The 21093-nt window shown below is 67.9% G+C and carries 19 protein-coding genes, 1 tRNA gene, 1 pseudogene and 1 riboswitch; of the genes and pseudogenes, 10 read left to right on the top strand and 11 right to left on the bottom strand.

All coding sequences use genetic code 11. The features are described 5' to 3' along the window. Nucleotides 1–15: 15 nt before the first annotated feature. The 4 genes from HNP47_RS09845 to HNP47_RS16400 all read left to right on the top strand — a co-directional run bounded on the left by HNP47_RS09845 (nucleotide 16) and on the right by HNP47_RS16400 (nucleotide 5470). Nucleotides 16–795: a ZIP family metal transporter gene (locus HNP47_RS09845; RefSeq protein WP_184279412.1), complete on the top strand. Its 780-nt coding sequence runs from the start codon at nucleotides 16–18 to the stop codon at nucleotides 793–795. Nucleotides 796–1025: 230 nt separating this feature from the next. Then, complete coding sequence (locus HNP47_RS09840; RefSeq protein ID WP_184279411.1) at nucleotides 1026–3263, top strand: glycoside hydrolase family 3 N-terminal domain-containing protein; 2238 nt, start codon at nucleotides 1026–1028, stop codon at nucleotides 3261–3263. A gap of 97 nt (nucleotides 3264–3360) precedes the next feature. Beyond that, the gene (carA, locus tag HNP47_RS09835) at nucleotides 3361–4521 is read left to right on the top strand and encodes a glutamine-hydrolyzing carbamoyl-phosphate synthase small subunit (protein WP_184279410.1); all 1161 of its coding nucleotides are present in this window, start codon (nucleotides 3361–3363) and stop codon (nucleotides 4519–4521) included. 4 nt (nucleotides 4522–4525) lie between these two features. Beyond that, on the top strand, nucleotides 4526–5470 hold the full coding sequence (locus tag HNP47_RS16400; RefSeq protein WP_260394773.1) for a hypothetical protein: 945 nt from the start codon (nucleotides 4526–4528) through the stop codon (nucleotides 5468–5470). A gap of 10 nt (nucleotides 5471–5480) precedes the next feature. Here the strand turns inward: HNP47_RS16400 and galE are convergent. The 5 genes and pseudogenes from galE to HNP47_RS09810 form a co-directional block, all read right to left on the bottom strand. Then, nucleotides 5481–6470: pseudogene (galE, locus tag HNP47_RS09830) on the bottom strand (UDP-glucose 4-epimerase GalE); the annotation flags it as partial. A 78-nt stretch (nucleotides 6471–6548) separates the two neighbouring features. Next, nucleotides 6549–6815: a hypothetical protein gene (locus HNP47_RS09825; protein ID WP_184279408.1), complete on the bottom strand. Its 267-nt coding sequence runs from the start codon at nucleotides 6813–6815 to the stop codon at nucleotides 6549–6551. Between the two features lie 216 nt (nucleotides 6816–7031). Then, nucleotides 7032–7106: transfer RNA gene (locus tag HNP47_RS09820), tRNA-Glu, on the bottom strand. A 52-nt stretch (nucleotides 7107–7158) separates the two neighbouring features. Beyond that, a complete protein-coding gene (metB, locus tag HNP47_RS09815; RefSeq protein WP_184279407.1) occupies nucleotides 7159–8340 on the bottom strand; it encodes a cystathionine gamma-synthase in 1182 nt (393 codons plus the stop codon). Next, a complete protein-coding gene (locus tag HNP47_RS09810; protein ID WP_184279406.1) occupies nucleotides 8337–9389 on the bottom strand; it encodes a homoserine O-succinyltransferase in 1053 nt (350 codons plus the stop codon). Before HNP47_RS09810 ends, metB begins: the two co-directional genes overlap by 4 nt. A gap of 75 nt (nucleotides 9390–9464) precedes the next feature. Next, a riboswitch (SAM riboswitch) is annotated at nucleotides 9465–9581 on the bottom strand. Nucleotides 9582–9768: 187 nt separating this feature from the next. Between HNP47_RS09810 and HNP47_RS09805 the strand changes: the two genes are divergently transcribed. The 4 genes from HNP47_RS09805 to HNP47_RS09790 all read left to right on the top strand — a co-directional run bounded on the left by HNP47_RS09805 (nucleotide 9769) and on the right by HNP47_RS09790 (nucleotide 13130). Next, nucleotides 9769–9909, top strand: coding sequence for a hypothetical protein (locus HNP47_RS09805; RefSeq protein ID WP_184279405.1), 141 nt, complete (start codon nucleotides 9769–9771; stop codon nucleotides 9907–9909). 103 nt (nucleotides 9910–10012) lie between these two features. Continuing rightward, nucleotides 10013–11764, top strand: coding sequence for a homoserine dehydrogenase (locus HNP47_RS09800; protein ID WP_184279404.1), 1752 nt, complete (start codon nucleotides 10013–10015; stop codon nucleotides 11762–11764). Between the two features lie 4 nt (nucleotides 11765–11768). Then, on the top strand, nucleotides 11769–12722 hold the full coding sequence (gene thrB / locus HNP47_RS09795) for a homoserine kinase (RefSeq protein WP_184279403.1): 954 nt from the start codon (nucleotides 11769–11771) through the stop codon (nucleotides 12720–12722). Between the two features lie 93 nt (nucleotides 12723–12815). Further along, entirely contained in the window at nucleotides 12816–13130 is a 315-nt protein-coding gene (locus HNP47_RS09790) for a CsbD family protein (protein ID WP_055806344.1), read from the top strand. A 6-nt stretch (nucleotides 13131–13136) separates the two neighbouring features. On the opposite strand, the gene thrC is transcribed toward HNP47_RS09790, so the two are convergent. Then, nucleotides 13137–14570 carry a threonine synthase gene (gene thrC, locus HNP47_RS09785; protein ID WP_311770066.1) on the bottom strand — a complete coding sequence of 478 codons (1434 nt, stop codon included), beginning with the start codon at nucleotides 14568–14570 and terminating at the stop codon, nucleotides 13137–13139. A gap of 184 nt (nucleotides 14571–14754) precedes the next feature. Here thrC and HNP47_RS09780 point away from each other — a divergent pair, with 184 nt between their 5' ends. Then, nucleotides 14755–15699 (top strand): retropepsin-like aspartic protease, encoded by a 945-nt coding sequence (locus tag HNP47_RS09780; RefSeq protein ID WP_184279402.1) that lies wholly within the window; start codon nucleotides 14755–14757, stop codon nucleotides 15697–15699. 4 nt (nucleotides 15700–15703) lie between these two features. On the opposite strand, the gene pgm is transcribed toward HNP47_RS09780, so the two are convergent. The 3 genes from pgm to HNP47_RS09765 all read right to left on the bottom strand — a co-directional run bounded on the left by pgm (nucleotide 15704) and on the right by HNP47_RS09765 (nucleotide 18683). Continuing rightward, nucleotides 15704–17341, bottom strand: coding sequence for a phosphoglucomutase (alpha-D-glucose-1,6-bisphosphate-dependent) (pgm, locus tag HNP47_RS09775; protein WP_184279401.1), 1638 nt, complete (start codon nucleotides 17339–17341; stop codon nucleotides 15704–15706). A 36-nt stretch (nucleotides 17342–17377) separates the two neighbouring features. Continuing rightward, nucleotides 17378–18229 carry a neutral zinc metallopeptidase gene (locus HNP47_RS09770; protein WP_184279400.1) on the bottom strand — a complete coding sequence of 284 codons (852 nt, stop codon included), beginning with the start codon at nucleotides 18227–18229 and terminating at the stop codon, nucleotides 17378–17380. A gap of 64 nt (nucleotides 18230–18293) precedes the next feature. Further along, nucleotides 18294–18683, bottom strand: a complete 390-nt coding sequence (locus HNP47_RS09765) for a hypothetical protein (protein WP_184279399.1) — start codon at nucleotides 18681–18683, stop codon at nucleotides 18294–18296. A gap of 106 nt (nucleotides 18684–18789) precedes the next feature. Here HNP47_RS09765 and HNP47_RS09760 point away from each other — a divergent pair, with 106 nt between their 5' ends. After that, the gene (locus tag HNP47_RS09760) at nucleotides 18790–19353 is read left to right on the top strand and encodes a type 1 glutamine amidotransferase domain-containing protein (RefSeq protein WP_184279398.1); all 564 of its coding nucleotides are present in this window, start codon (nucleotides 18790–18792) and stop codon (nucleotides 19351–19353) included. Between the two features lie 9 nt (nucleotides 19354–19362). Here the strand turns inward: HNP47_RS09760 and HNP47_RS09755 are convergent, their stop codons facing one another. Next, nucleotides 19363–20013, bottom strand: a complete 651-nt coding sequence (locus HNP47_RS09755; RefSeq protein WP_184279397.1) for a methyltransferase — start codon at nucleotides 20011–20013, stop codon at nucleotides 19363–19365. Further along, nucleotides 20010–20978, bottom strand: coding sequence for a fatty acid desaturase family protein (locus tag HNP47_RS09750; RefSeq protein ID WP_184279396.1), 969 nt, complete (start codon nucleotides 20976–20978; stop codon nucleotides 20010–20012). The genes HNP47_RS09755 and HNP47_RS09750 overlap by 4 nt, the downstream gene beginning before the upstream one ends. Nucleotides 20979–21093: the final 115 nt, after the last annotated feature.

Genomic DNA, 21093 nt, shown 5'->3' with positions numbered 1-21093 from the left:
CAATGCAGACGGATGATGGAATCCCTTTCTCCCATCGCCGCCGGCGGTCTGGGCAGTCTGGCGGCGGGCATGATGACGGCGGTGGGCGCCGTGCCTCTGCTGTTCTTCCGAAAGGCGGGGGTGCAGACCCAGAGCGCCCTGCTGGGATTCGCCGCCGGGGTCATGCTGGCGGCCTCCTTCTTCTCGCTGATCATTCCGGGCGTGGACGTGCTGCAAGCGGGCGGGGCCAGCCAGGCGGCGGCGGCCGGCGTCATGGGGGCGGCGGTGCTGATCGGGGCGACGGTGATCGGCGTGATGAACCGGTTTGCGCCGGTGGACATGCTGGCCATCGGACCGGCGGGATCGCGCGACCTGTCGCGGCGCATCTGGCTGTTCATCATCGCCATCACCCTGCACAACTTCCCCGAGGGGGCGGCGGTGGGCGTCAGCTTCGGCGGCGGCGACATGCATCAAGGGCTGTCCACGGCGCTCGGCATCGGCATCCAGAACATGCCCGAGGGGTTGGCGGTATCGGCGGCGATGGCGACCCTGGGATACGGTCGCTGGCCGGCGTTCGCGGCGGCCCTGGCCTCGGGCCTGGTCGAGCCGGTCGGCGGGCTGATTGGGGCCAGCGTGGTCGATCTCTTGCCCGGCGCCCTGCCTTGGGGTCTGGGCCTGGCGGCGGGGGCCATGATCTATGTCGTCACCGCCGAGATCATTCCCGAGACCCGCGAGAAGTCCAAGGGCGAGGGGTCGATGATCGGTCTGATGATCGGCCTGGTCGGAATGATGTTCCTGGACATCGCCCTGGGATGATGGCGGCGAAACGCGGCGTGACCGCGCAGCGGGGCGTTACATCGATTTACATGGCAGGCGGGGGTTGAAGCCGTCGGGGCCGAGAGGCTAGGCCTCTCGCTTCGCTGCTCGATTGTCCCCCGAAAGGAGCGCCAGCTTAAATGACGCGACCTCTCAAGCCTGCGGCTTCCCGTAGAAATTTCTTGTCTGGCCTGGGGCTTTTGGCCCTCATGGGCGCCGGAGTGTTCCCCATGCCTGTTTCCGCCCAAGCGTCCCGCACCGTCGCCCGTCACCGCCAGAAGATCGAGGATCTGATCGCGGCCATGACGGTCGAGGAGAAGGCGGGCCAGCTGAACCTGCTGGCCGATCCGTTTCGCTGGATGCCGACGGCGGTGAACCCGCTGGACGGCACGGGCGATCCCGCGCGCGTCACTGCCCTGATCCGCGAAGGCAAGGTCGGCAGCCTGTTCAACGGCATCGGCGCCGAGGCGGGCCGTCGCATCCAGCGCGTGGCGATGGAGGAGAGCCGGCTCAAGATCCCGCTGCTGTTCGCGGCGGACGTGATCCACGGCCTGTCGACCATCTTCCCGGTGCCTCTGGCCGAGGCGGCGGCCTTCGACACCGAACTGGCGCGGCGCACGGCGCGGGCCGCGGCGGTCGAGACGGCGGCGTCGGCGGTTCACCAGACCTACGCCCCCATGGTGGACGTGGCGCGCGACCAGCGCTGGGGCCGCAACGTCGAGGGCGCGGGCGAGGACGTTCTGCTGAACAACCTGCTGGCCGCCGCTCGCGTGCGCGGCTTCCAGGGCGAAAAGGGTCTGGACGACCGTGACGCGGTCCTGGCCACCGCCAAACACATGGCCGCCTATTCCGCCGCCGTCGGCGGGGTCGAGTACAACACCACCGACATGAGCGAGCAGACGCTGCGCGGGGTCTTCCTGCCGCCGTTCAAGGCGTCGGTGGACGCCGGCGCCCTGTCGATCATGAGCGCCTTCAACGACGTCAACGGCGTGCCGGCGTCGGGCAGCCGCAAGCTGCTGACCGACATCCTGCGCGGCGAATGGGGCTTCGAGGGCTTCGTGGTTTCCGACTACACCTCCGAGCAGGAGCTGGTGGCCCATGGCTTCGCCGAGGACGGCCGCGACGCCGCCCGCCTGGCCTTCAACGCCGGGGTCGATGTGTCGATGGTGTCGGGTCTCTATCTGGAACATCTGCCCAGCCTGGTCGCCTCGGGCGAAGTGTCGATGGCGCGGCTGGACGAGGCGGTGCGCCGCGTCCTGAACACCAAGGCGGCGCTGGGCCTGTTCGACGACCCCTATCGCGGCACCGATCCGGTGCGTGAAAAGGCGGTGGTCGGGTCTCGCGAACACGTCGAACTGTCGCGCGAGGCGGGCCGCAAGTCGGTCGTGCTGCTGAAGAACGCTGACGGCCTGCTGCCGCTGAAGAAGAGCCAGAAGATCGCCCTGGTCGGCCCGTTCGCCGACGACGTGGACAATGTCTGGGGGCCGTGGACCATCTGGGGCGCGCCCGAGCGACGCGTTTCGCTGGAGGCGGGCTTCCGCGCGGCCATGAGCGATCCGCAGAACCTGACCATCGCGCGCGGCTCGGGCGTCGAGACGCCGTTGGACGGCGGGATCGAGCAGGCCATCGCCGCCGCCCGCGACGCTGAGGTCATCGTCCTGGCCATCGGCGAGGCGACCAATATGTCGGGCGAGGCCCAGTCGCGCACCGAGATCGTGGTGCCCGCGCCGCAGGTCGCCCTGGTCGACGCCATGGCGGCGCTGGGCAAGCCCATGGTCATCCTGCTGAGGAATGGCCGGGCGCTTGCGCTGGAAGGCAATGTGAAGAACGCCCAGGCCATCGTCGTAACCTGGTTCCTGGGCGAACAGATGGGCCACGCCGTCGCCGACGTCCTGTTCGGCGATCACGGCCCGTCGGCGCGCCTGCCGGTCAGCTTCCCGCACAAGTCGGGCCAGCAGCCCTATTCCTACGACCGCAAGACCACCGGCCGCCCGGCCAATCCTGATCTGGCGAGCGAGGAATATAAGGCCCGCTATCGCGAAACGACGAATACGGCGCTGTATCCCTTCGGCTATGGCCTGACCTATGGCGCGATCAGCTATGGGCCGGTCGAGATGGAAAGCGACAAGCTGGCCTGGGCCGGCACGCTGGACCTGGCCGTGACCGTAACCAACACCGGGTCGCATCCGGCCGAGGAACTGGTGCAGCTTTATATCCACGACCGGGTCGCCAGCCTGACCCAGCCGGGCCGATTGCTGAAGGACTTCAAGCGGGTGTCGCTGAAGCCGGGGCAAAGCACGAGGGTGAGCTTCACCCTGAACGCCCGTCAGCTGGGCTTCATCGGCGCGGACGAGACCTGGCGCATCGAGCCCGGCCTGTTCGACGTCTGGCTGGCGCCGCACGCCCAGGGCGGGGCCAAGGCGACGTTCCAGCTCATCGGTCCGGCGTCGATCACCGACGGGCGGTGACGCGCGCCACGTTGACGGGGCAGGCGGCAGGGCTTAACGACGCCGCCGTTTGCCTTCGGCCTTCGTATCGGCCGGATTCGATTTTAGGAGCGCGCCCATGACGACGAAGATTCTTCCGGGCGCCACCGGCGTTCTCGCGCTTGCGGACGGCACGATCCTGCAGGGCATCGGCGTGGGCGCCGTCGGCTCGGCCCTGGGCGAGGTGGTCTTCAACACCGCCATGACCGGCTATCAGGAAATCCTGACCGACCCGTCCTACATGAGCCAGATCCTGGCTTTCACCTTCCCGCACGTCGGCAATGTGGGGACCAATGTCGAAGACATCGAACAGATGGGCGGCGGGTCCGACACCTCGGCGCGCGGCGCCATCTTCCGCGACGTTCCGACCGATCCGGCCAACTATCGCTCGGACGCCAGTTTCGACGACTGGATGAAGCGACGCGGCGTCGTGGGTCTGGCCGGCGTCGACACCCGCGCCCTGACCAAGATCATCCGCGACAAGGGCGCGCCCCACGCCGTCATCGCGCACGACCCGAACGGAAACTTCGACCTGGAGGCCTTGGTCGCCCAGGCCAGGGGCTGGACCGGGCTGGTCGGTCTGGATCTGGCCAAGCCCGCCTCGACCCTGCAGGCGTTCGAATGGAACGAGGGGCTGTGGGACTGGCCGGAAGGCCACCCCAAGACCGAAGGCCGCAAGGACGTGGTGGTCATTGATTACGGCGTGAAGCGCAACATCCTGCGCGCCCTGGCCTCGACCGGCGCACGCATCACCGTGGTCCCGGCGACGACGACGGCGGAAGAGGTTCTGGCCCGCAATCCCGACGGCGTGGTGCTGTCGAACGGTCCAGGTGATCCCGCCGCCACGGGCGAATACGCCGTGCCTGAAATCCAGAAGCTGATCGCTAGCGGCAAGCCGCTGATGGGCATCTGCCTGGGCCACCAGATGCTGGCCCTGGCCCTGGGCGCCAAGACGGTGAAGATGGTTCAGGGCCACCACGGCGCCAACCATCCGGTCAAGGACCTGACCACCGGCAAGGTGGAGATCGTGTCGATGAACCACGGCTTCACCGTCGATCGCGACAGCCTGCCCGACGCCGTGACCGAGACCCACGTCAGCCTGTTCGACGGCACCAACTGCGGCATCGCCGTCAAGGACAAGCCGATCTTCAGCGTCCAGCACCACCCCGAGGCCTCGCCCGGGCCGACCGACAGCCTGTATCTGTTCGACCGGTTCGCCGATCTGATGGGCGCGCGCTGAGGCCATGAAGCAGGGGGCGGTTCGGTCGGACTATCTGGACTGGCTGGCCGAGGCGTTCGATGTCGGTCACCGGTTTACGCCCTTGCCGGACGGCGATGTCGTCGTCGGCTATGCGACCGGATACGACGCGGCCGACATCGCGCCTTTCGTCCTGTCGCTGCGGGCTGTGTTCGAGGGCCCTGTGGCCCTCGTGGTCGACGCCGAACCGGATATGCGCGCCTTTCTGGCCCAGCATCGGGTGACCGCCGTCGATGCGCCGGTCTGGCGCGGATGGGCGCCGCATCCGGTGATGCAGCGGTTCGTGGCCTTCGCTGGTTTGCTGGGCGACCGACCCGGCGCCGCCCTGGCCTGCGACGTGCGCGACGTGATCTTTCAGGCGACGCCCTTCGATCCGGCGCCCGAGGGTCTTGAGGCCTATGTCGAAGCCGAGACGCCGCTGGCCGATCATGCCTTCAACATGAAGTATCTACGCGCCCTGTTCGGCGAGGCGCAGGCGCGGCAGATCGCCGACAAGGCCTGTCTGTGCGTCGGCACCCTCGTCGGGCCGCGTGCCGACGTCTCGCGCCTGTCGCGACTGATCCTGTCGCTGGCGGCGACGCCGCGATCCGAGATCGGCGGGGCGTTCGGCGCCGATCAGGCGGCCTTCAACCTGGCGATCCATCAGGGTCTGACGGCGATGACCGTGCGGCCCAACTATGGTCGCGTGGCGACGCTGGGCCTGACGCCCGGCAAGATGCTGAGGTTTGAAGGGGGCAAGGTCGTCAATCCCGACGCCAGCGTCAGCCCCATCGTCCATCAGCATGATCGCCATCCGCATCTTGAAGCGCCGGTCCATGCGCTGTGGGGTGGCGGGCTGGAGCTGCGTCGGCGGGTAAGGCCCAAGTCGGCGGGGCAGAAGTTCGAAAAGCTGAAAGCCTCGCTGCGCCGCCGGATGCCCGAACTGCGCTGAGCCGGGTGTGCCAAGCCCAGGCGCTGGCGACGATGGAGGCCAGGTCCGACTGGCGTGGCTCAAAGCCCAGCGCCTGACGCGCCAGGGTGATGTCCGACACTAGGTGCGGCGGGTCGCCCGCGCGACGTGCTCCGGCCACGTCGGGCAGGCGGAGGCCGCTATGGTTCGTGATAGCCTCAAGCACCTGCCGCACCGAATGGCCGCGACCCGCCCCAAGATTACAGGCGAGAAAGCCGCGTCGGTCGCCGAGCAACTGCGTCAGGGCGGCGAAATGGCCGCGAGCCAGGTCGCAGACGTGGACATAGTCGCGCACCGCCGTGCCGTCGGGCGTCGGATAATCGGTCCCATGAACGGCGAAGTCGTCGATCTGGCCGCGTAAGGCCATCATGGCGCGCGGGATCAGATGGGTCTCGACTGGCCGATCTTCGCCGATCAGGCCTGACGCCGAGGCGCCGCTGGCGTTGAAATAACGCAGCGCGATCACATTCAGCCCGTGCGCGGCGCTGGCGTCCGACAGGATCTGTTCGCAGCCCAGTTTGGAGCGGCCATAGGGGGTGACGGGCGCCAGCGGCGTCGCCTCGGTGATCGGATCGTCGCCGGGATCGCCATAGACGGCGCACGTGCTGGAAAAGACCAGCCGGTTCACGCCCGCTTCCCGCATCCCGCCCAACAGGCCGAACAGACCGCCGACATTGTTGCGGTAGTAGTCCAGCGGCGCGCGCACCGATTCAGGGACCACGGACGAGCCGGCGAAATGCATGACGGCACAGATGTCGTGGGCGACCAGGGTGTGGCGCACCTTGTCCGCGTCCCAGACATCCCCCTCGACCAGCGGCCCCCAGCGCACAAACCGGCGACGGCCAGTCGACAGATTGTCATAGGTGACGGGCCGATAGCCGGCGGCCGCCAAGGCCTCGCACACATGGGCGCCGATATAGCCCGCGCCGCCTGTAACCAGGATCGCCTTCGCAGATGTCAGCGCCGATCCGACTTCGCCCATCCGCTCTTGTCGGATACCGAGGGTTGGTAAATCAACCCCAAATCACCGTCGTGGATATTCAGGGATGTGCAGCGACTGTCAGGGGATCGGCGAGAAACTCCGCTCTTCGCGCAGGGCGCTGGCTTTCCGGACGGCGATCGGTGCGGCATGCAGCCAATAGTCGGCGTCATCGAGACGCTGCTCCCTGCGGCGCTCAAGCCCGCGCAGGCGGCGCAGGGCGGCGTTCTGGAGAAGGCGCGCATGCAGGGCGCGGGGCGACAGTTCGGCGATGGCGGGAGAGCCGGGGACGGCGACGGCGTCGGGGCCTTTGGGCTCCACCGCCGGGCGGGCGATGGCGATAAACATGAGGATCTCGGTGCAGGAGGGAGAGGCGCTTCTGCGCCGAGCTAACGAGGGGTTAACCACAGTCCCTGTGGATAGTTCCTGACTGCGTCCGAAAAAAGTCCGTGAATCGAAAGACTTACTGCCCGTTTCCGGACAAAATAGTTACCGAAATCTTAATCCGGGATCGGAGCGTTCGCTCGACGATGGTCGGGTAGGGCGCTGCAAAGGCGCCGCCGGTGGCAGTCCCTAGGGGAGTCGAACCCCTCTTTTCAGGTTGAAAACCTGACGTCCTAACCGATAGACGAAGGGACCGCGGCCGGGGCGGCGCATTTGCCCCGGTTCGGCTCCTCCTGCAAGCAAAAAGTTACGCCGCCGCGGCGGTTGCGGGCACGAGGGCGTCCAGCGCCGGGAACAGGTCGGCGATCAGATCCTCGACATGTTCCAGACCCACCGACAGGCGCACCAGGCCGTCGCCAATGCCGGCCGTCGCGCGCTGTTCCGGCGTCATGGCGGCGTGGGTCATGGTGGCGGGGTGGGCGATCAGGCTTTCGACGCCGCCCAGCGATTCCGCCAGGGTGAAGATCTCCAAGGTCTCGACCAGATCGCGCACGGCGTCCGTGCCGCCTTGCAGTTCGAAGCTGAGCATGGCGCCGGGGCCGGCCTGCTGGGCGGCGACCAGGGCGTGGTTGGGGTGGGACTTCAGGCCCGGATAGTGGACGGCCTTGACCGCCGGGTGGGCGGCCAGCTTTTCGGCGATCTTGCCGGCCGTGGCCTGTTGCCGCTCGATGCGCGCGAACAGGGTGCGCACGCCGCGCAGGGTCAGATAGGCGTCGAAGGGCGAGCCGGTCACGCCGGTGCAGTTGGCCCACCAGGCCAGGGTCTGGTGATCCTCGGCGTCGGCCGAGATGACGGCGCCGCCGACCACATCCGAATGGCCGTTGATGAACTTGGTCGTCGAGTGGACCACGAAGTCGGCGCCCAGCTTGATCGGGTTCTGCAGCGCCGGCGACAGGAAGGTGTTGTCGCACACGACCTTGGCGCCCGCCGCGTGTGCGCGGGTGCAGATGTCGGCGACGTCCACCAGACGCAGCAGCGGGTTGGACGGGGTCTCGACCAGAACCAGCTTGGGCTTCAGGGCCAGGGCGGCCTCGAAGGCGACGGGATCACCCTGGTCGACCAGCAGCAGTTCGAAATGCCCCTTTTTCGCGCGGGCGTTCAGCAGGCGACAGGTGCCGCCGTAACAGTCGTGCGGCGCGATCAGCAGGTCGCCCGGCTCCAGCAGGGTCAGGGGCAGGTCGACCGCCGCCATTCCGGTGGCGGTGATGACGCAGCCGGCCCCGCCCTCCAGCTCGGTCAGGGTCTCGGCCAGCACGTCGCGGGTCGGATTGCCCGAACGGCTATAGTCGTACTTCCGCTTCTGATCGAAGCCGGCGAAGGAATAGTTGGACGACAGATACAGTGGCGGCATGACCGCGCCGTGGGCCGTGTCCGTATCCACGCCCGTGCGGGCGGCGATGGTGTGCGGATTAGCGGGACGGGCGGTCATGCTTTGATATCCTTCAAGGCGGCGCGGAGGATGTCGCCGACGAAGGCGTCCTCCTTCAGAAAGGCGTCGTGACCATACAGAGAGGGCGCCTCGACGAAGCGCCACAGGGTCGGCAACCGCGCGGCCAGCTCGCGGATGTCGTCGATCGGCACAAGCCGGTCGGAGGTGAAGCCGATCAGGGTGATGGGGGTCGTGATGGCCTCGGGCGTCACGCTGTGGCGATCAAGAGAATCGGACATCGACAGCCAGCGGGCCGGGGTGGTGTGGGTCCGGTAGGCTTGGCCCCGCGCCGTCAGATAGTCGCAGACGGGATAGGCGCCGCCGACAGCCGCGGGCGCAGTGGTGTCGAACCGTCCGTCGAACTCCTCGGCCGTGCGATAGGTGGTCATGGCCAGTTCGCGCGCCAGGGCCACGCCTTCCTCGGGACGGCCGGCGGCGACGGCGAACTGCAGGATGCGGCGCTGGATGCCGCGCCAGGCGGTCGCCTGGGGATGGGCGCGGTGGGCGGCCGACACGATGATCAGCTGCTCGGCCCAGTCGGGGAACAGTTCGGCGAAGGCCAGGCCGACCATGCCGCCGTACGAGCAGCCGACGAAGGCGGCGACACGCTCGATCTTCAGATGGTTCAGCACCAGGGCCAGCAGGCGCGCCTGGTCCTGAGTGGTGATGGTGACGGCCTTGTCCAGGAACTCGGCGCCGGGGGCGAAATCGACGGCCAGGACCTGAAGCCGGCTCAGATCGATGGGTCCGCGCACCGAAACGGCGCCGGACCACCAGCCCAGGCCGTTGGTCTCCGTTCGGTGGACGAAGCGTCCGGCCGAGATGCCGCCGGCGACCACGACGACAGGGGCGCCGATCCGGCCATGCAGGCGTCCGACGATATTGGGCTGGTTCAGCTTTTCGCCCGAGGCGAGGCGGAAGTCGGCGGGAATGGGAACGATGACGTCGCGGGCGCCGCCGCGCTCACGCGTCGGTTCGCGGACAGGGGTAGGGGCTGTCGCGCGGCGACAGTCGGGGTCTTCGAGCAGGGTGGTTTCGGCCAGTGTCATCGTCGTTCCGCATCGTTCTCGCTCAGCAAGTCTCGATGCGGTGACAGAGCGTGGAGCGTCGTCTCGTCGATGCTCCACTCATCTCTCGCGACCCCGAAGGACCCCGCAGGAGTTGGCACCGTTTCGAGCTGTGAGACCCGATGGTTGCCCCAGCGTCAAAGGGCCTAATCCCTCGGCTGGTCTTGATGAGTGACTTTACGTTGATGATCCGGGCGGCGCCGGTCAAGCGAAAAATTCGACCTCATTGGTGGTATGCATCGACTCCAAAGGGGTGAAAACGCACAATAAACGCCCTGTCGCGAAAAAATCATCCAAGGCGACTTGACAGAGTCGGGGTCTTCCGATCACCCTAGGCTCAGATTTCAACCGGACCTGCCCTGTGCAACAGCGCTCGCTCATCGCCGAAGTTTCGACCGTCGCCGGCCTCGCCGCGACGCGTTTCGGCATGACTCTCGGCGGCACGATTATCGGCGGTACCACCGGCACCACCACCATGCCCGAACGGGCGGGACGAGTTTAGCGCGCCGAACCCCGGCAACCGCAGAACCCGAACCCCGCCCGGTCCGCCAGGCGGGGTTTTTCTTTTCACCCCCACCCCATTCCGATCTTTCCCGAGAACTCCGATGTCCGCCCAACTCGCCGTCGTAGAAAAATCCGAAAGCCTCGATCCCAGCAGTCAGCTTTCACCAGACCTGGTTGGGCCCGAGGTGGTGGTTCTGAAGTTCGGCTCGTCCATCCTGCGCAGCCCGGCGGAGGCGCCGCTGGTCGCGTCGGCCGTCTATGGCCATGTGCGGGCGGGGCGGAAGGTGGTGGCGGTGGTCTCGGCCTTCGGCGGGGCGACGGACCGGCTGCTGGGCGAGGCGAGGGCGCTGGGCCTGGCCCATTCCAACGACCTGCTGCCCGGCTATGTGGCCTTGGGCGAGGAGAAGTCGGCTGCCCTAGTCGCCATCGCTTGCGACCGGATCGGACTGGACGCTTGCGCCCTGTCGGTGCGAGAGCTGGGCATCGTGGCGGAGGGCGAGCCGGAGCATTCGCGCCCGTGCGGCCTGCGTCCCGACCATCTGAAACAGGCGCTGGACCGGCACGAGGTGGTGGTGGTGCCCGGGTTCGGCGCGGTGCGACCGGACGGCAAGGTGGCCTTGCTGGGACGGGGCGGATCGGACCTGACGGCGGTCTTCCTGGCGGCCGAGCTGGGGCTGAAGAAGGTGCGGTTGGTCAAGGATGTGGACGGCCTTTACGACCACGACCCCAACGACAAGACGGCCCCGGCCTTGCGCTATCGCCGCGCCTCCTGGGACGTGGCGCGCAAGCTGGGCGGGGCGCTGGTCCAGCACGACGCCATCGACCTGGGCGAAAGCCGCGGGGTCGAGATCGAGGTGGCGGCCCTGGACCGCGCCGACGGCACGGTCATCGGCGACAAGTCGGCGCCGCCCGGCCCCGCGCCCGCCCTGCCGCCGCTGAAGGTCGCGGTCGCCGGATGCGGCGTGGTCGGCGGCGGCGTGCTGGCCAAGCTGCTCGATGATTCCCGCTACGAGGTCGTGGGCGTCTTGGTGCGCAATCCCAAAAAGGCGCGCGACGTGGACTGTCCGGCCTCGTTGTTCACTTCCAACCCGGCGGACCTGTGGGCCAAGAAGCCCGACATCGTGCTGGAGGCGCTGTCGGAAGGCGAGGCGGGCCACGCGGTGATCCGCGCCGCGCTTGCGGCCGGCTGTGATGTCGCCAGCGCCAACAAACAGGCGGTCAGCCGCGATCCGGGCGGCCTTCAGGCCATGGCCCAGGCCAATGGGCGGCGCATCTTCTGGTCGGCTTCGGTCGGGGGCGGATCGCCGATGATCGAGACGGTGCGCGCGGCTCGCGCGGCCGGCGAGGTGGTCGGTTTCGAGGCGGTGCTGAACGGCACGGTCAACTTCATGCTGGAACGGCTGGGCGACGGAGCGGCCTTCAACGAAGCCTTGGCGGACGCCCGGGCAGCGGGCTTTGCGGAGGAGGACCCGTCCTCAGATCTGGAAGGTCTGGATGCGGCGGCCAAGGTGCGGCTGCTGTGCCACGAGGCGTTCGGCCGGTCGCCCGACGGCGACGTGCCGCGCGACCACCTGACTGAGACGACCTCGGCCGCAGGCGGGGTGCGCCAGATCGGCGCCGCCCATCTGAAGGACGGGGCGATCCGCCCGTCGGTGTCGCTGAACGCCGACCATGGCGATCCGCTGTTCTCGACCCTGCGCGGCGAGGGCAATGCGTTGAAGGTCTACGGCGCCGACGGCCGCGTCTGGCGCTGCCGGGGCCGGGGCGCCGGGCGTTGGGCCACGACCGAGAGCATCTTGGCGGACCTGGCCGAGATCGTGCGTGCACGGCGCGCCGATGCGGGCCTAAACTAAGGCCATGGCCGTCTTCACCCCTGTCTCTATCGCCGACGCTGACGCGTTCCTGGCCGGCTACGACATCGGAGAGCTGGTCGAACTGACGGCCATCGCCGAGGGGGTGGAGAACACCAACTATCGGCTGGACACCACGCGCGGCCGGTTCGTGCTGACCCTGTTCGAGGGGCGGACGGACGAGGCCTCGCTGCCCTTCTGCCTGGGGCTGACGGCGCATCTGGCGGCGCGCGGCTTTCCTTGCCCGACGCCGATCGAGGACCGGTCGGGAGCCTGGCTGGGACGACTGAACGGCCGGGCGGCGGCGGTGATCGAATGGAAGACCGGCGCCTGGCTGCGCACGCCGTCATCGGCCGATCAGGCGACGGCGGGCGCGGTGCTGGCGCAGCTTCATCTGACGGCGGCTGATTTTCATCTGGAACGCACCAATCCGGTCGGGCCGGCGATGTGGCGTCGGCTGGCGGATCGGTGCGTCGAGGGAGAAGGGCGGGCGTCCGAGGTAGATCGCGCGCTGCTGAGACAGGTCCAGGCGACGCTGGCGCGCTTGGGCGATCCCTTTACGACCGATCTGCCGGGCGGGGCGATCCATGCCGACTATTTCCCCGACAATGTGCTGTTCGAGGACGGCGCCGTGTCAGCGGTGATCGACTTCTATTTCGGCTGCACCGGCGCCTTCGCCTATGACCTCGCCATCGCCCTGTCCGCCTGGGGCTTCGACGCCGAGGGGCGACCCATGCCGGACGCCCTGACGGCCTTCCAGCGCGGCTATGAATCCGTGCGGCCGCTTAACGGCGCCGAGCGGGAGGCCTTGCCGCGTCTGGGCGAAGCGGCGGCCCTGCGGTTCACCGTGACCCGGCTGCACGACCGCATTTTCCACGATCCCGCCAATCTGGTGACGCCCAAGGATCCGGCGGTCTTCCTGCGTCGGATGGACCACTGGCGCGCGACCGAACCGGCCTGAGGCGCCTGCGCGGCTTCGTCGCTGGAACCGAAAGCTTGGCCGGGATTTTGATGGTGCAACGGCGACGTGCGCCGCTCCCCGAGGACGAAGATCATGACTGACGAAACCATCAACGGCGCCGCCTCGCAGGCGCAAGGCAAGTTCCAAAAAGGCGTCGGCAAGCTGGTCGGCGACCAGAAGCTGCAGGTTGAAGGCGCTTATAACGACGCCAAGGGCCGCTCGCTGGAAACCTTCGGCAAGGCGATGGATTCGGTCGATCGCCTGGTCGAGAAGGTCCCCGTCGACTACCGCGACAAGGCCCGCACCGTCGCCGCCGAGGCGCGCAAGCGTCCGCTGGTCACGACCCTGTCGGTCGCCGGCGTCGGCCTGCTTCTGCTGCGCGCCCTCACCGGCGGCGGCCGTCGCTAAGACGTTTTAGTGGCGGCCTGAAAAGGCCGCCACGGCGTCACGCGCCGCTTCCATCGTCCCATCGACGATTGTCAACCGCTCGGGCTTGTCGCCCAGGGCGGCGATGACGTTTGCGGGTTCGGGTTCAAAGCTCAAGACGTTCGAGACGAAGTCGCCGAACTTGGACGGATGGGCGGTGGACATAGCGACGACGGGGCCTTTCGAGCGGTCCTGCCGACGCGCGGCGGCCAGCGCCACGGCCGTGTGCGGGCAGACGACGCGGCCCCAGGCCTCATAGGCGTGAGCGATCTCGGCGCGCGTCTCGTCCTCGTCGATGGAGACCGCCGAGACCTGGTCGCGAAGAGCGGTCAGCAGGTCCGGCGTGAAAGCGACGGCGCCGTCGCGGGCGAAGGTTTCGAACACCACGCGCGTCGCCTCGGCGTCGCGGCCGGCCGCCTCGAACACCAGCCGCTCGAAGTTGGACGGCGCCTGCACATCCATGGAGACGCTGCCGCTTTCGACCGCCGGACGGCGCGAATACAGGCCGTCGTTGAGGGCGCGGGCCAGGGCGTCGTTCTGGTTTACGGCCGCGACGAAGCCGTTGGACGGCAAACCCATTTTCGTGGCCGCGATGCCGGCGAAGGCGTCGCCGAAGTTGCCGGTCGGGACGACGAAGGTCGCGGCCCCGCCTAGCTGGGCCGTGGCTGAGACATAGTAGGGGATCTGGCCCGCCAGCCGCGCCCAGTTGATCGAATTGACCGAAGACAGGCGGCCGCGTTCGCGCAGGGCCTCGTCGGCCAGCAGGCCCTTCACCAGACGCTGACAGTCGTCGAAATCACCGCGGACGGCGAGGTTCAGGACATTGTTGGCCTCAACCGTCGTCATCTGTCTGCGTTGAACCGGCGAGACGCGGTCCAGCGGGTGGAGCACGACCAGATCGACTGACTTGGCGCCGGCGAAGGCGCGCACGGCGGCGGCGCCGGTGTCGCCGGAAGTGGCGGTCAGGATGGTCAGACGCTCGCCTGACGCGGCCAGGGCCTCGTCCGTCAGGCTGGCGACCAGCTGCATCGCCAGGTCCTTGAAGGCGGCGGTCGGGCCGTGGAACAGCTCCAGCACGAACAGGCCGGGCTCCAGCTCGACCAGGGGCGTGACCAGCGGATGGTCGAACCCGGCGGTCAGGCGGTCCAGCGCCCGGTCCAGCGCGCCGGCGGGCAGGGCGTCGCCGATGAAGGGGGCGATGGCTTGGAGCGCGATGGACTTGTAGTCGGCCGCGCCGGTCCAGGTTTCGGGCGACAGGCTGGGCCAGGCGGTCGGCATATAAAGGCCGCCGTCCGGCGCGATGCCGCGCAGCAGGGCGTCGGTGAAATCCGTTTCGGAAGATCGGCCTCGGGTCGAGACGTAGCGGGTGCTGGAGGTGCTCATGACGCCGATGGTCGTAGCCAGACGGAGCGGCGGCGTCACCCGGTTTCTGGACGATTTTGTCGGGTTTTCGCGGGTTGTGGCCCGACAATCTACGTCTGGGCGTGAAGGCGGTGGTTTAGGCGCATATTTTTGCCGCTTCACGGGTAATGTCGTCGGTCCTGCAAGAGGGGTTGCGACATCGCCCCGCTGGCGCGGATCGCTGCGACGGTCCATGTCAGGCACCATGAGACGACGTGATCTTCTGATCCGGCTGGGGCTGGTCGCCGGCGGCGCAGGCGGGGCCTGGTGGCTGCGCGACCATGTGGTCTGGCGCGGGCCGACGGTCATCTTCGCCGCGAACGGCTCCAGCGGTTGGCTGCCCTATGCCGAGCCGCGCGCGCCCACCCCGACGGTCGAGGTGACAATCAATGGACGGCCGGTGCGGGCACTGATCGATTCGGGGGCGCAGTATTCGGTCATCGACCGGTCGCTGGTCGAGCGCCTGGGCCTCACCAAAGTCTTCAACATCCCGATGGTGGCTTATGGCGTCGGCGGCGACGCCCAGGTCGGACGGGGGACGACGCTGGATGTGGCGATCGGCGGCTTGCGGCTGACCGGATTGCGCGCGGCGATCCTCGGCCTGGGGCCGCTCGCCAGCGATCAGGGATTGGGTGCGGCGCTGATCCTGGGTCAGGACGTATTGCGTGAACTGGTGCTGGAGCTGGACACGGCCGAGCATCGGGTCCTGTTCCTGCCGCGCGAGGGCTGGACGCCGCCGTCGTCGCTGAAACCCGTGCCGGTGACGCGGGCCGGCAAGGCCTTACAGGCGGGCATCACCCTGGAAGGGGCGACGGTCAATGCGGTGATCGACACCGGCGCCTCGGCGGTGCTGGCCGTCACGCGCGAGACGGCCGAGGCCGCCGGCCTGCTGGACGGCCGCGAACGCACGCCGGGCCAGAGCATCGTGCTGGGCGGAACGGTACGGGCCGAGACCGTCATCGTGCGCACCTTGACCATTGGCGACGAACTGTATCGTCAGGCGGCGGTCGCGATTTATGACGACGTCGCCGTGCCGGGCTTCCCCAACGCCCTGGTCGGCATGGCCGCGTTCGAGAACCGGCGTCTTGCGCTGGACCTGGGCGGCCCCGGCCTGTTCGTCGAACGGCCGATGGAGATCACGGTCGGCTAGACGCTCAACTCGCCAGCGCCGTGGCCACCACCGCCTTGGCTTCGGTTTGGACCTGGGACAAGTGGTCGGGGCCGAGGAAGGATTCGGCGTAGATCTTGTAGACGTCCTCGGTGCCCGAGGGGCGGGCGGCGAACCAGGCGTCGGCGGTGACGACCTTCAGCCCGCCGATGGCCTCGCCGTTGCCGGGGGCCTTCGTCAGGATGTCGGTGATCGGCTGGCCGGCCAGGGTGGTCGCGGACACGTCCGAGGGGCTGAGCGCGGCAAGGCGGGCCTTTTTCGCGCGGTTGGCGGGAGCATCGACGCGGGCGTAGGCGGGGGCGCCGTACTGGTCGGTCAGCTTGGCGTAGAGCTGGCTGGCGCTGCTTCCCGTGCGGGCCTGGATCTCGGCGGCCAGCAGACACAGCAGCAGGCCGTCCTTGTCCGTGGTCCACACCGTGCCGTCGTGGCGCAGGAATGAGGCCCCGGCCGATTCCTCGCCGCCGAAGCCGACGGTTCCGTCCAAGAGGCCGGGCACGAAGTGTTTGAAGCCGACGGGAACTTCCAGAAGGCGGCGACCCAGGCCGGCGACGACGCGGTCGATTATGGACGATGAGACCAGGGTCTTGCCCACCGCCACGTCCGCGCCCCAGCCGGGTCGGTTTGCGAACAGATAGGCGATGGCGGCGGCCAGGAAATGGTTAGGGTTCATCAGGCCCGCGTCAGGGGTGACGATGCCGTGGCGATCCGCGTCGGCGTCGTTGCCGAAGGCGACGTCATACGCCGAGCCGCCCTTCATCATGCCGATCAGACCGGCCATCGCGCTGGGAGATGAGCAGTCCATGCGGATCTTGCCGTCGGCGTCCAGCGGCATGAAGGCCCAGCGCGGATCGACGGCGTCGTTGACGACAGTCACGTCCAGTCGTTGGCGCTCAGCGATCTCGCCCCAATAGGCCACGGCCGCGCCGCCCAGCGGATCGGCGCCGATGCGGACTCCGGCGTTGCGGATGGCGTCCAGGTCGAGAACGCTGGGCAGGTCGTCGATATAGGCGGACAGGTAGTCGAACCGGCCCGCCGCCGCATGCGCCTGGGCGAAGGGGACGCGACGGACCTCGGTCAGGCCGTTCTCGATCAGCTGGTTGGCGCGGGCGGCGATGGCGGATGTGGCCTCGCCCCCGGCCGGGCCGCCGGAGGGGGGATTGTATTTGATTCCGCCGTCACGCGGCGGATTGTGCGAAGGCGTGATCAGGACGCCGTCCGCCTGCCGGCTATTCGTGCGGTTGTACGTCAGGATGGCATGCGAAACGGCCGGCGTAGGGGTGAAGCCGTCGCGGGCGTCGATCAGCACCTCGACCCCGTTGGCGATAAGCACCTCCAACGTTGTGCGGAAGGCCGGCTCGGACAGGCCGTGTGTGTCGCGACCGAGAAACAGCGGGCCGTCAATGCCCTGAGCCGCGCGGTATTCGGCGATCGCCTGAGCGATGGCCTGGATGTGGGCCTGGTTGAAGGCGCCGTCCAGGCTGGATCCCCGGTGGCCGGACGTGCCGAAGACGACCCGCTGCTGCGGATCGCCCATGTCGGGCCGGGTCGTCTCATAGGCGCCGAGCAGGGCGTCGAGGTCGATCAGGTCTTCAGGGCGTGCGGTCGTGCCGGCGCGGTCGTGCATCGTCAGTCAATCAATCGTTTTGAAGGGTGGCGGCGATCAGGCGCCGCTGAAGGTGTCGCAGGACGCAGGGTCGCCCGACTGATAGCCGCGCTGCAGCCATTCGACCCGCTGAGCCGAGGATCCGTGGGTGAAGCTTTCGGGCGAGACGCGACCGCCGCTGCGGCGTTGCAGGGTGTCGTCGCCGATGGCCTGGGCGGTCTTCATGCCCTCTTCAATATCGCCGGGCTCAAGAGCGACCTGACCGTTGGAGACCGCCGAGGCGTTCCGGGCCCAGACGCCGGCGTAGCAGTCGGCCTGAAGCTCCAGCGCGACGGAATACTGGTTGGCTTCGGCCTGACCGGAGGCGCGCTGCTGGGCCTGGCGAACCTGATCTGAGGTGCCCGTCAGGGTCTGGACGTGATGGCCGAACTCGTGGGCGATGACATAGGCGCGGGCGAAGTCGGCGCCGGAGGCCCCGAGCTTGCTCTCCATCTCCTGCCAGAAGCCGAGGTCCAGATAGACGGTCTTGTCGGTCGGGCAGTAGAAGGGACCCATGGCCGACTGACCATAGCCGCAGCCGGTCGATGTGCCCTGTTCGTAGATGACGACGTTGGGCCGCTGATAGCCCTCAAGCTTCTGCGACCAGACATCATCGATGTTGGCGCCGATGACATCGACGAATCGGCCGGCTTGATCCTTCGGCGTCCCGACTTGACCCTGCTGTTGCTCGGCGCCGACGCCGCCGAATTGGCTGGCGAGCTGGGTCGTGGTCGAGGGATCGATGCCAAAGACGAGGTAGCCGATAATGGCCAGAACGCCGACGCCGAGACCTCCGCCGGCAATGGCTCCACCGCCGAGACCCCGTCGATCCTCGACGCCGCCGCCCGTCCGTCCACCCTCCCAACGCATGCCCTATCCTCCGCCCGATCCTGTTTAAGCTAGGCAGGAACGCGGGTGCAAGGGAAGGGATGCGTCAGTTCGGACGATCAAGCCAGTTGTCGATCTGGCTCATGCCCTTGGCTGTCTGCTGGCGTCGTTCGGCGGCGGACTGGCGCAGGGTCCGCTCCTGCTCGGGGCTGTAGAGCGGGCGGGGCGGCAAGGGCTGGGTGACCGTCGGCTCCCGTGCGCCTTCGATGGCGCGCAGGCGAAGCTGGGTCTCGATCTGCTGTTGACGCGCTTGGTCCGCGTTCGAGTGCGCCTGAGAACGCAGGCGGTCGTTCTCATAGCGGTGCTGGTCGGCGATGGCGGCGGGGACGCCCCCCGGATAGGCGCCGTAGGGTCGGCCGGCCTGCGGATAGGTCTGGGCCAAGGCCGGCGTGGCGGCCGCGGCCAACAGGGCGGTCAGGGTCAGGAGCGATCGCATGGACACGACGTGGGGACGCGGGCCAACGCCGCCAAGCGGAGCCGCAACCCTTTGAGTTTCTGTGGGTTCATCCCGTCGAACCCCCTTTATGAACGGAGCACTCCTCATGGCCCAATCCCTTTCCGGCAAGACGGTCGCCATCCTGGCGACCGACGGCGTCGAGTTGGTCGAACTGAATGAACCGATGAAGGCGCTGAAGGATGCGGGCGCGGTGGTCGAGATCGTGTCGCTGAAGGCCGGCGAGTTCCAGGGCTTCGACCATTTGACGCCGGGCGACAAGGTCACGGCGGACAAGGCGGTGGCGGCGGTCGATGCCTCGACCTATTCCGCCTTGCTGCTGCCGGGCGGCGTCGCCAACCCGGACCTGCTGCGGGCGGACGAGGATGCCGTGAAGTTCGTGCGTTCCTTCTTCGATGCCGGCAAGCCGGTCGCCGCCATCTGTCACGCGCCCTGGCTGCTGATCGAGGCGGGCGTGGTCGAGGGGCGCACGATGACGTCGTTCGAAAGCCTGCGCACTGACCTGAAGAACGCCGGGGCCAATGTGGTCGATGAAGAGGTGGTGGTGGATCAGGGCCTGGTCACCAGCCGCAAGCCCGACGACATCCCCGCCTTCAACGCCAAGATGATCGAGGAGTTCGGCGAGGGACGGCACGAGGGCCAGTCTGCATAGGCCGCGCGTCTAGGGCATGGCCCAGACGGAGGATCGCTTGATCTCTTGGTCCTCCAGTTCGCGCGAGGTCGGGACGCGGTATTCGGCCAGAAAATCCAGGCCCGTGCGCGGGAAATAGGTGCGTCCCGGATCGCCGATCAGGACACGCGTCCCCCTCGCGCGGGCCTGGGCCAGCCAAGACAGCACGGCGTCGGTCATCGGCCGTTCGTAGCAAATGTCGCCTGCGCAGATGATGTCCACATCCGGCGGGGCGGCGTCCAGCAGATTGGTTTGGGTGAAGTCCAGCGTCACGCCGTTCGCCGCGGCATTGGCGGCGACGGCGGCTTGGCAGAAGGGGTCGATGTCGGCGCACAGGACATGGGCGGCCCCCGCCAGCATCGCCGCCACCCCGACCAGACCCGAGCCGGCGGCGAAATCCAAGACGCGCTTGCCAGCGACCTCCTGCGGATGGTCCATCAGATACCGGCTCAGCGCCTGTCCACCGGCCCAAGCGAAGGCCCAGAAGGGCGGCGGCACCCCCATTTCGCCCAGCTCTTCTTCCGTCAGCCGCCAGATCGGCGTGATCTCGTCGGCCAGCCACAGCGAAATCTCGGGCGCGTGCGGCACGGGCTGAAGCCGGGTGTTGTCGCGGATGAAGGCGGCGGGATCGAGGACGGTCATTCCGGCTGGCGCGTAACAGCCTTCAGCACGCTGGCATAGCCGGGTGCGACCTCCATGGCCTCGGCTTGCGGCTTCGCATGGATGGCGCGGTGCAGGCGCGGCAGCTTCCAGCAGGGCACATGCATGAACAGGTGATGCTCGGCGTGGAAGTTGACCCAGTAGGGCGCGATGAAGGCACGCTCCCACCAGCTGGCCCTGGTGGTGCGGGCGGCGCGAAAGGGATCGGTCGACGAACCCTCGACGCAGGCGTGTTCGGCGATGTTTCGCAGGCGCGTCACCATCGGAAACCAAGTCGCCATCGGCAGCAGCCACAACACGAAAAAGGCCCACCAGACGCCAGTGGCGATGAGACCCGCCAGCAGGACTGCACTGAAGGCGAGGAAGGGCAGGACCGAGCGGCCGGTCACGACGGACTCATATTGGTGGGCGCTGTCGCTCATTGTTTGTGCGCTATCGCCCTTCGGGCTGCTTGAGCGCAGTTGGGCCAGCGGCAACAGCACCCGTTGTTTGAAGAAGGTCTGGCCTGTCAGATCGCGGATCAGCTTGCGCCGCAGCGAGGCCGGGCTGACGGGAAACGGCTCCGACAGCATCAGATCGGGATCCTCCGCCTGCTGGGCGAAGCGATGATGCATCAGGTGATAGGGGCGATAGGCCTTCAGACTGGCGCCGATCGGCACGGCGCATAGCCAATGGCCGAGAAAATCGTTCAGGCGGTTCGACTTCGACAGGGCGCCATGCGCCGCTTCGTGCATCAGGATGGCCAGACCCAGCTGACGCGTGCCGACTATCATGACGCACAGCGGGATCAGCCATGGGATCAGGACGCCCGTGATCACGGCCAGGGCGATCACGGCCCAGCAGTGGGCCACAAGCAGCGGGCCTGCCGAGGTCGAGCGTATCTGAAATGGCGCCCATTCCTGGGGCGTGAACAAAGCCGACGGGGCGATGCGCGGGGCGGCGGACATGGGTGAAGTCTAACCGCTGACGCGCGTCTGAAAAAGCAACGGAGGAATGTTGGGCGCGCCTGACAAAAAGTCAGGTTGACATGACATCCGGTCGGTGTCAGGTTGTCCTTACACA

Source organism: Brevundimonas vesicularis, from assembly GCF_014204545.1.
GTDB lineage: Bacteria > Pseudomonadota > Alphaproteobacteria > Caulobacterales > Caulobacteraceae > Brevundimonas > Brevundimonas vesicularis_B.
This window is presented reverse-complemented; position numbering and strand designations above follow the sequence as displayed.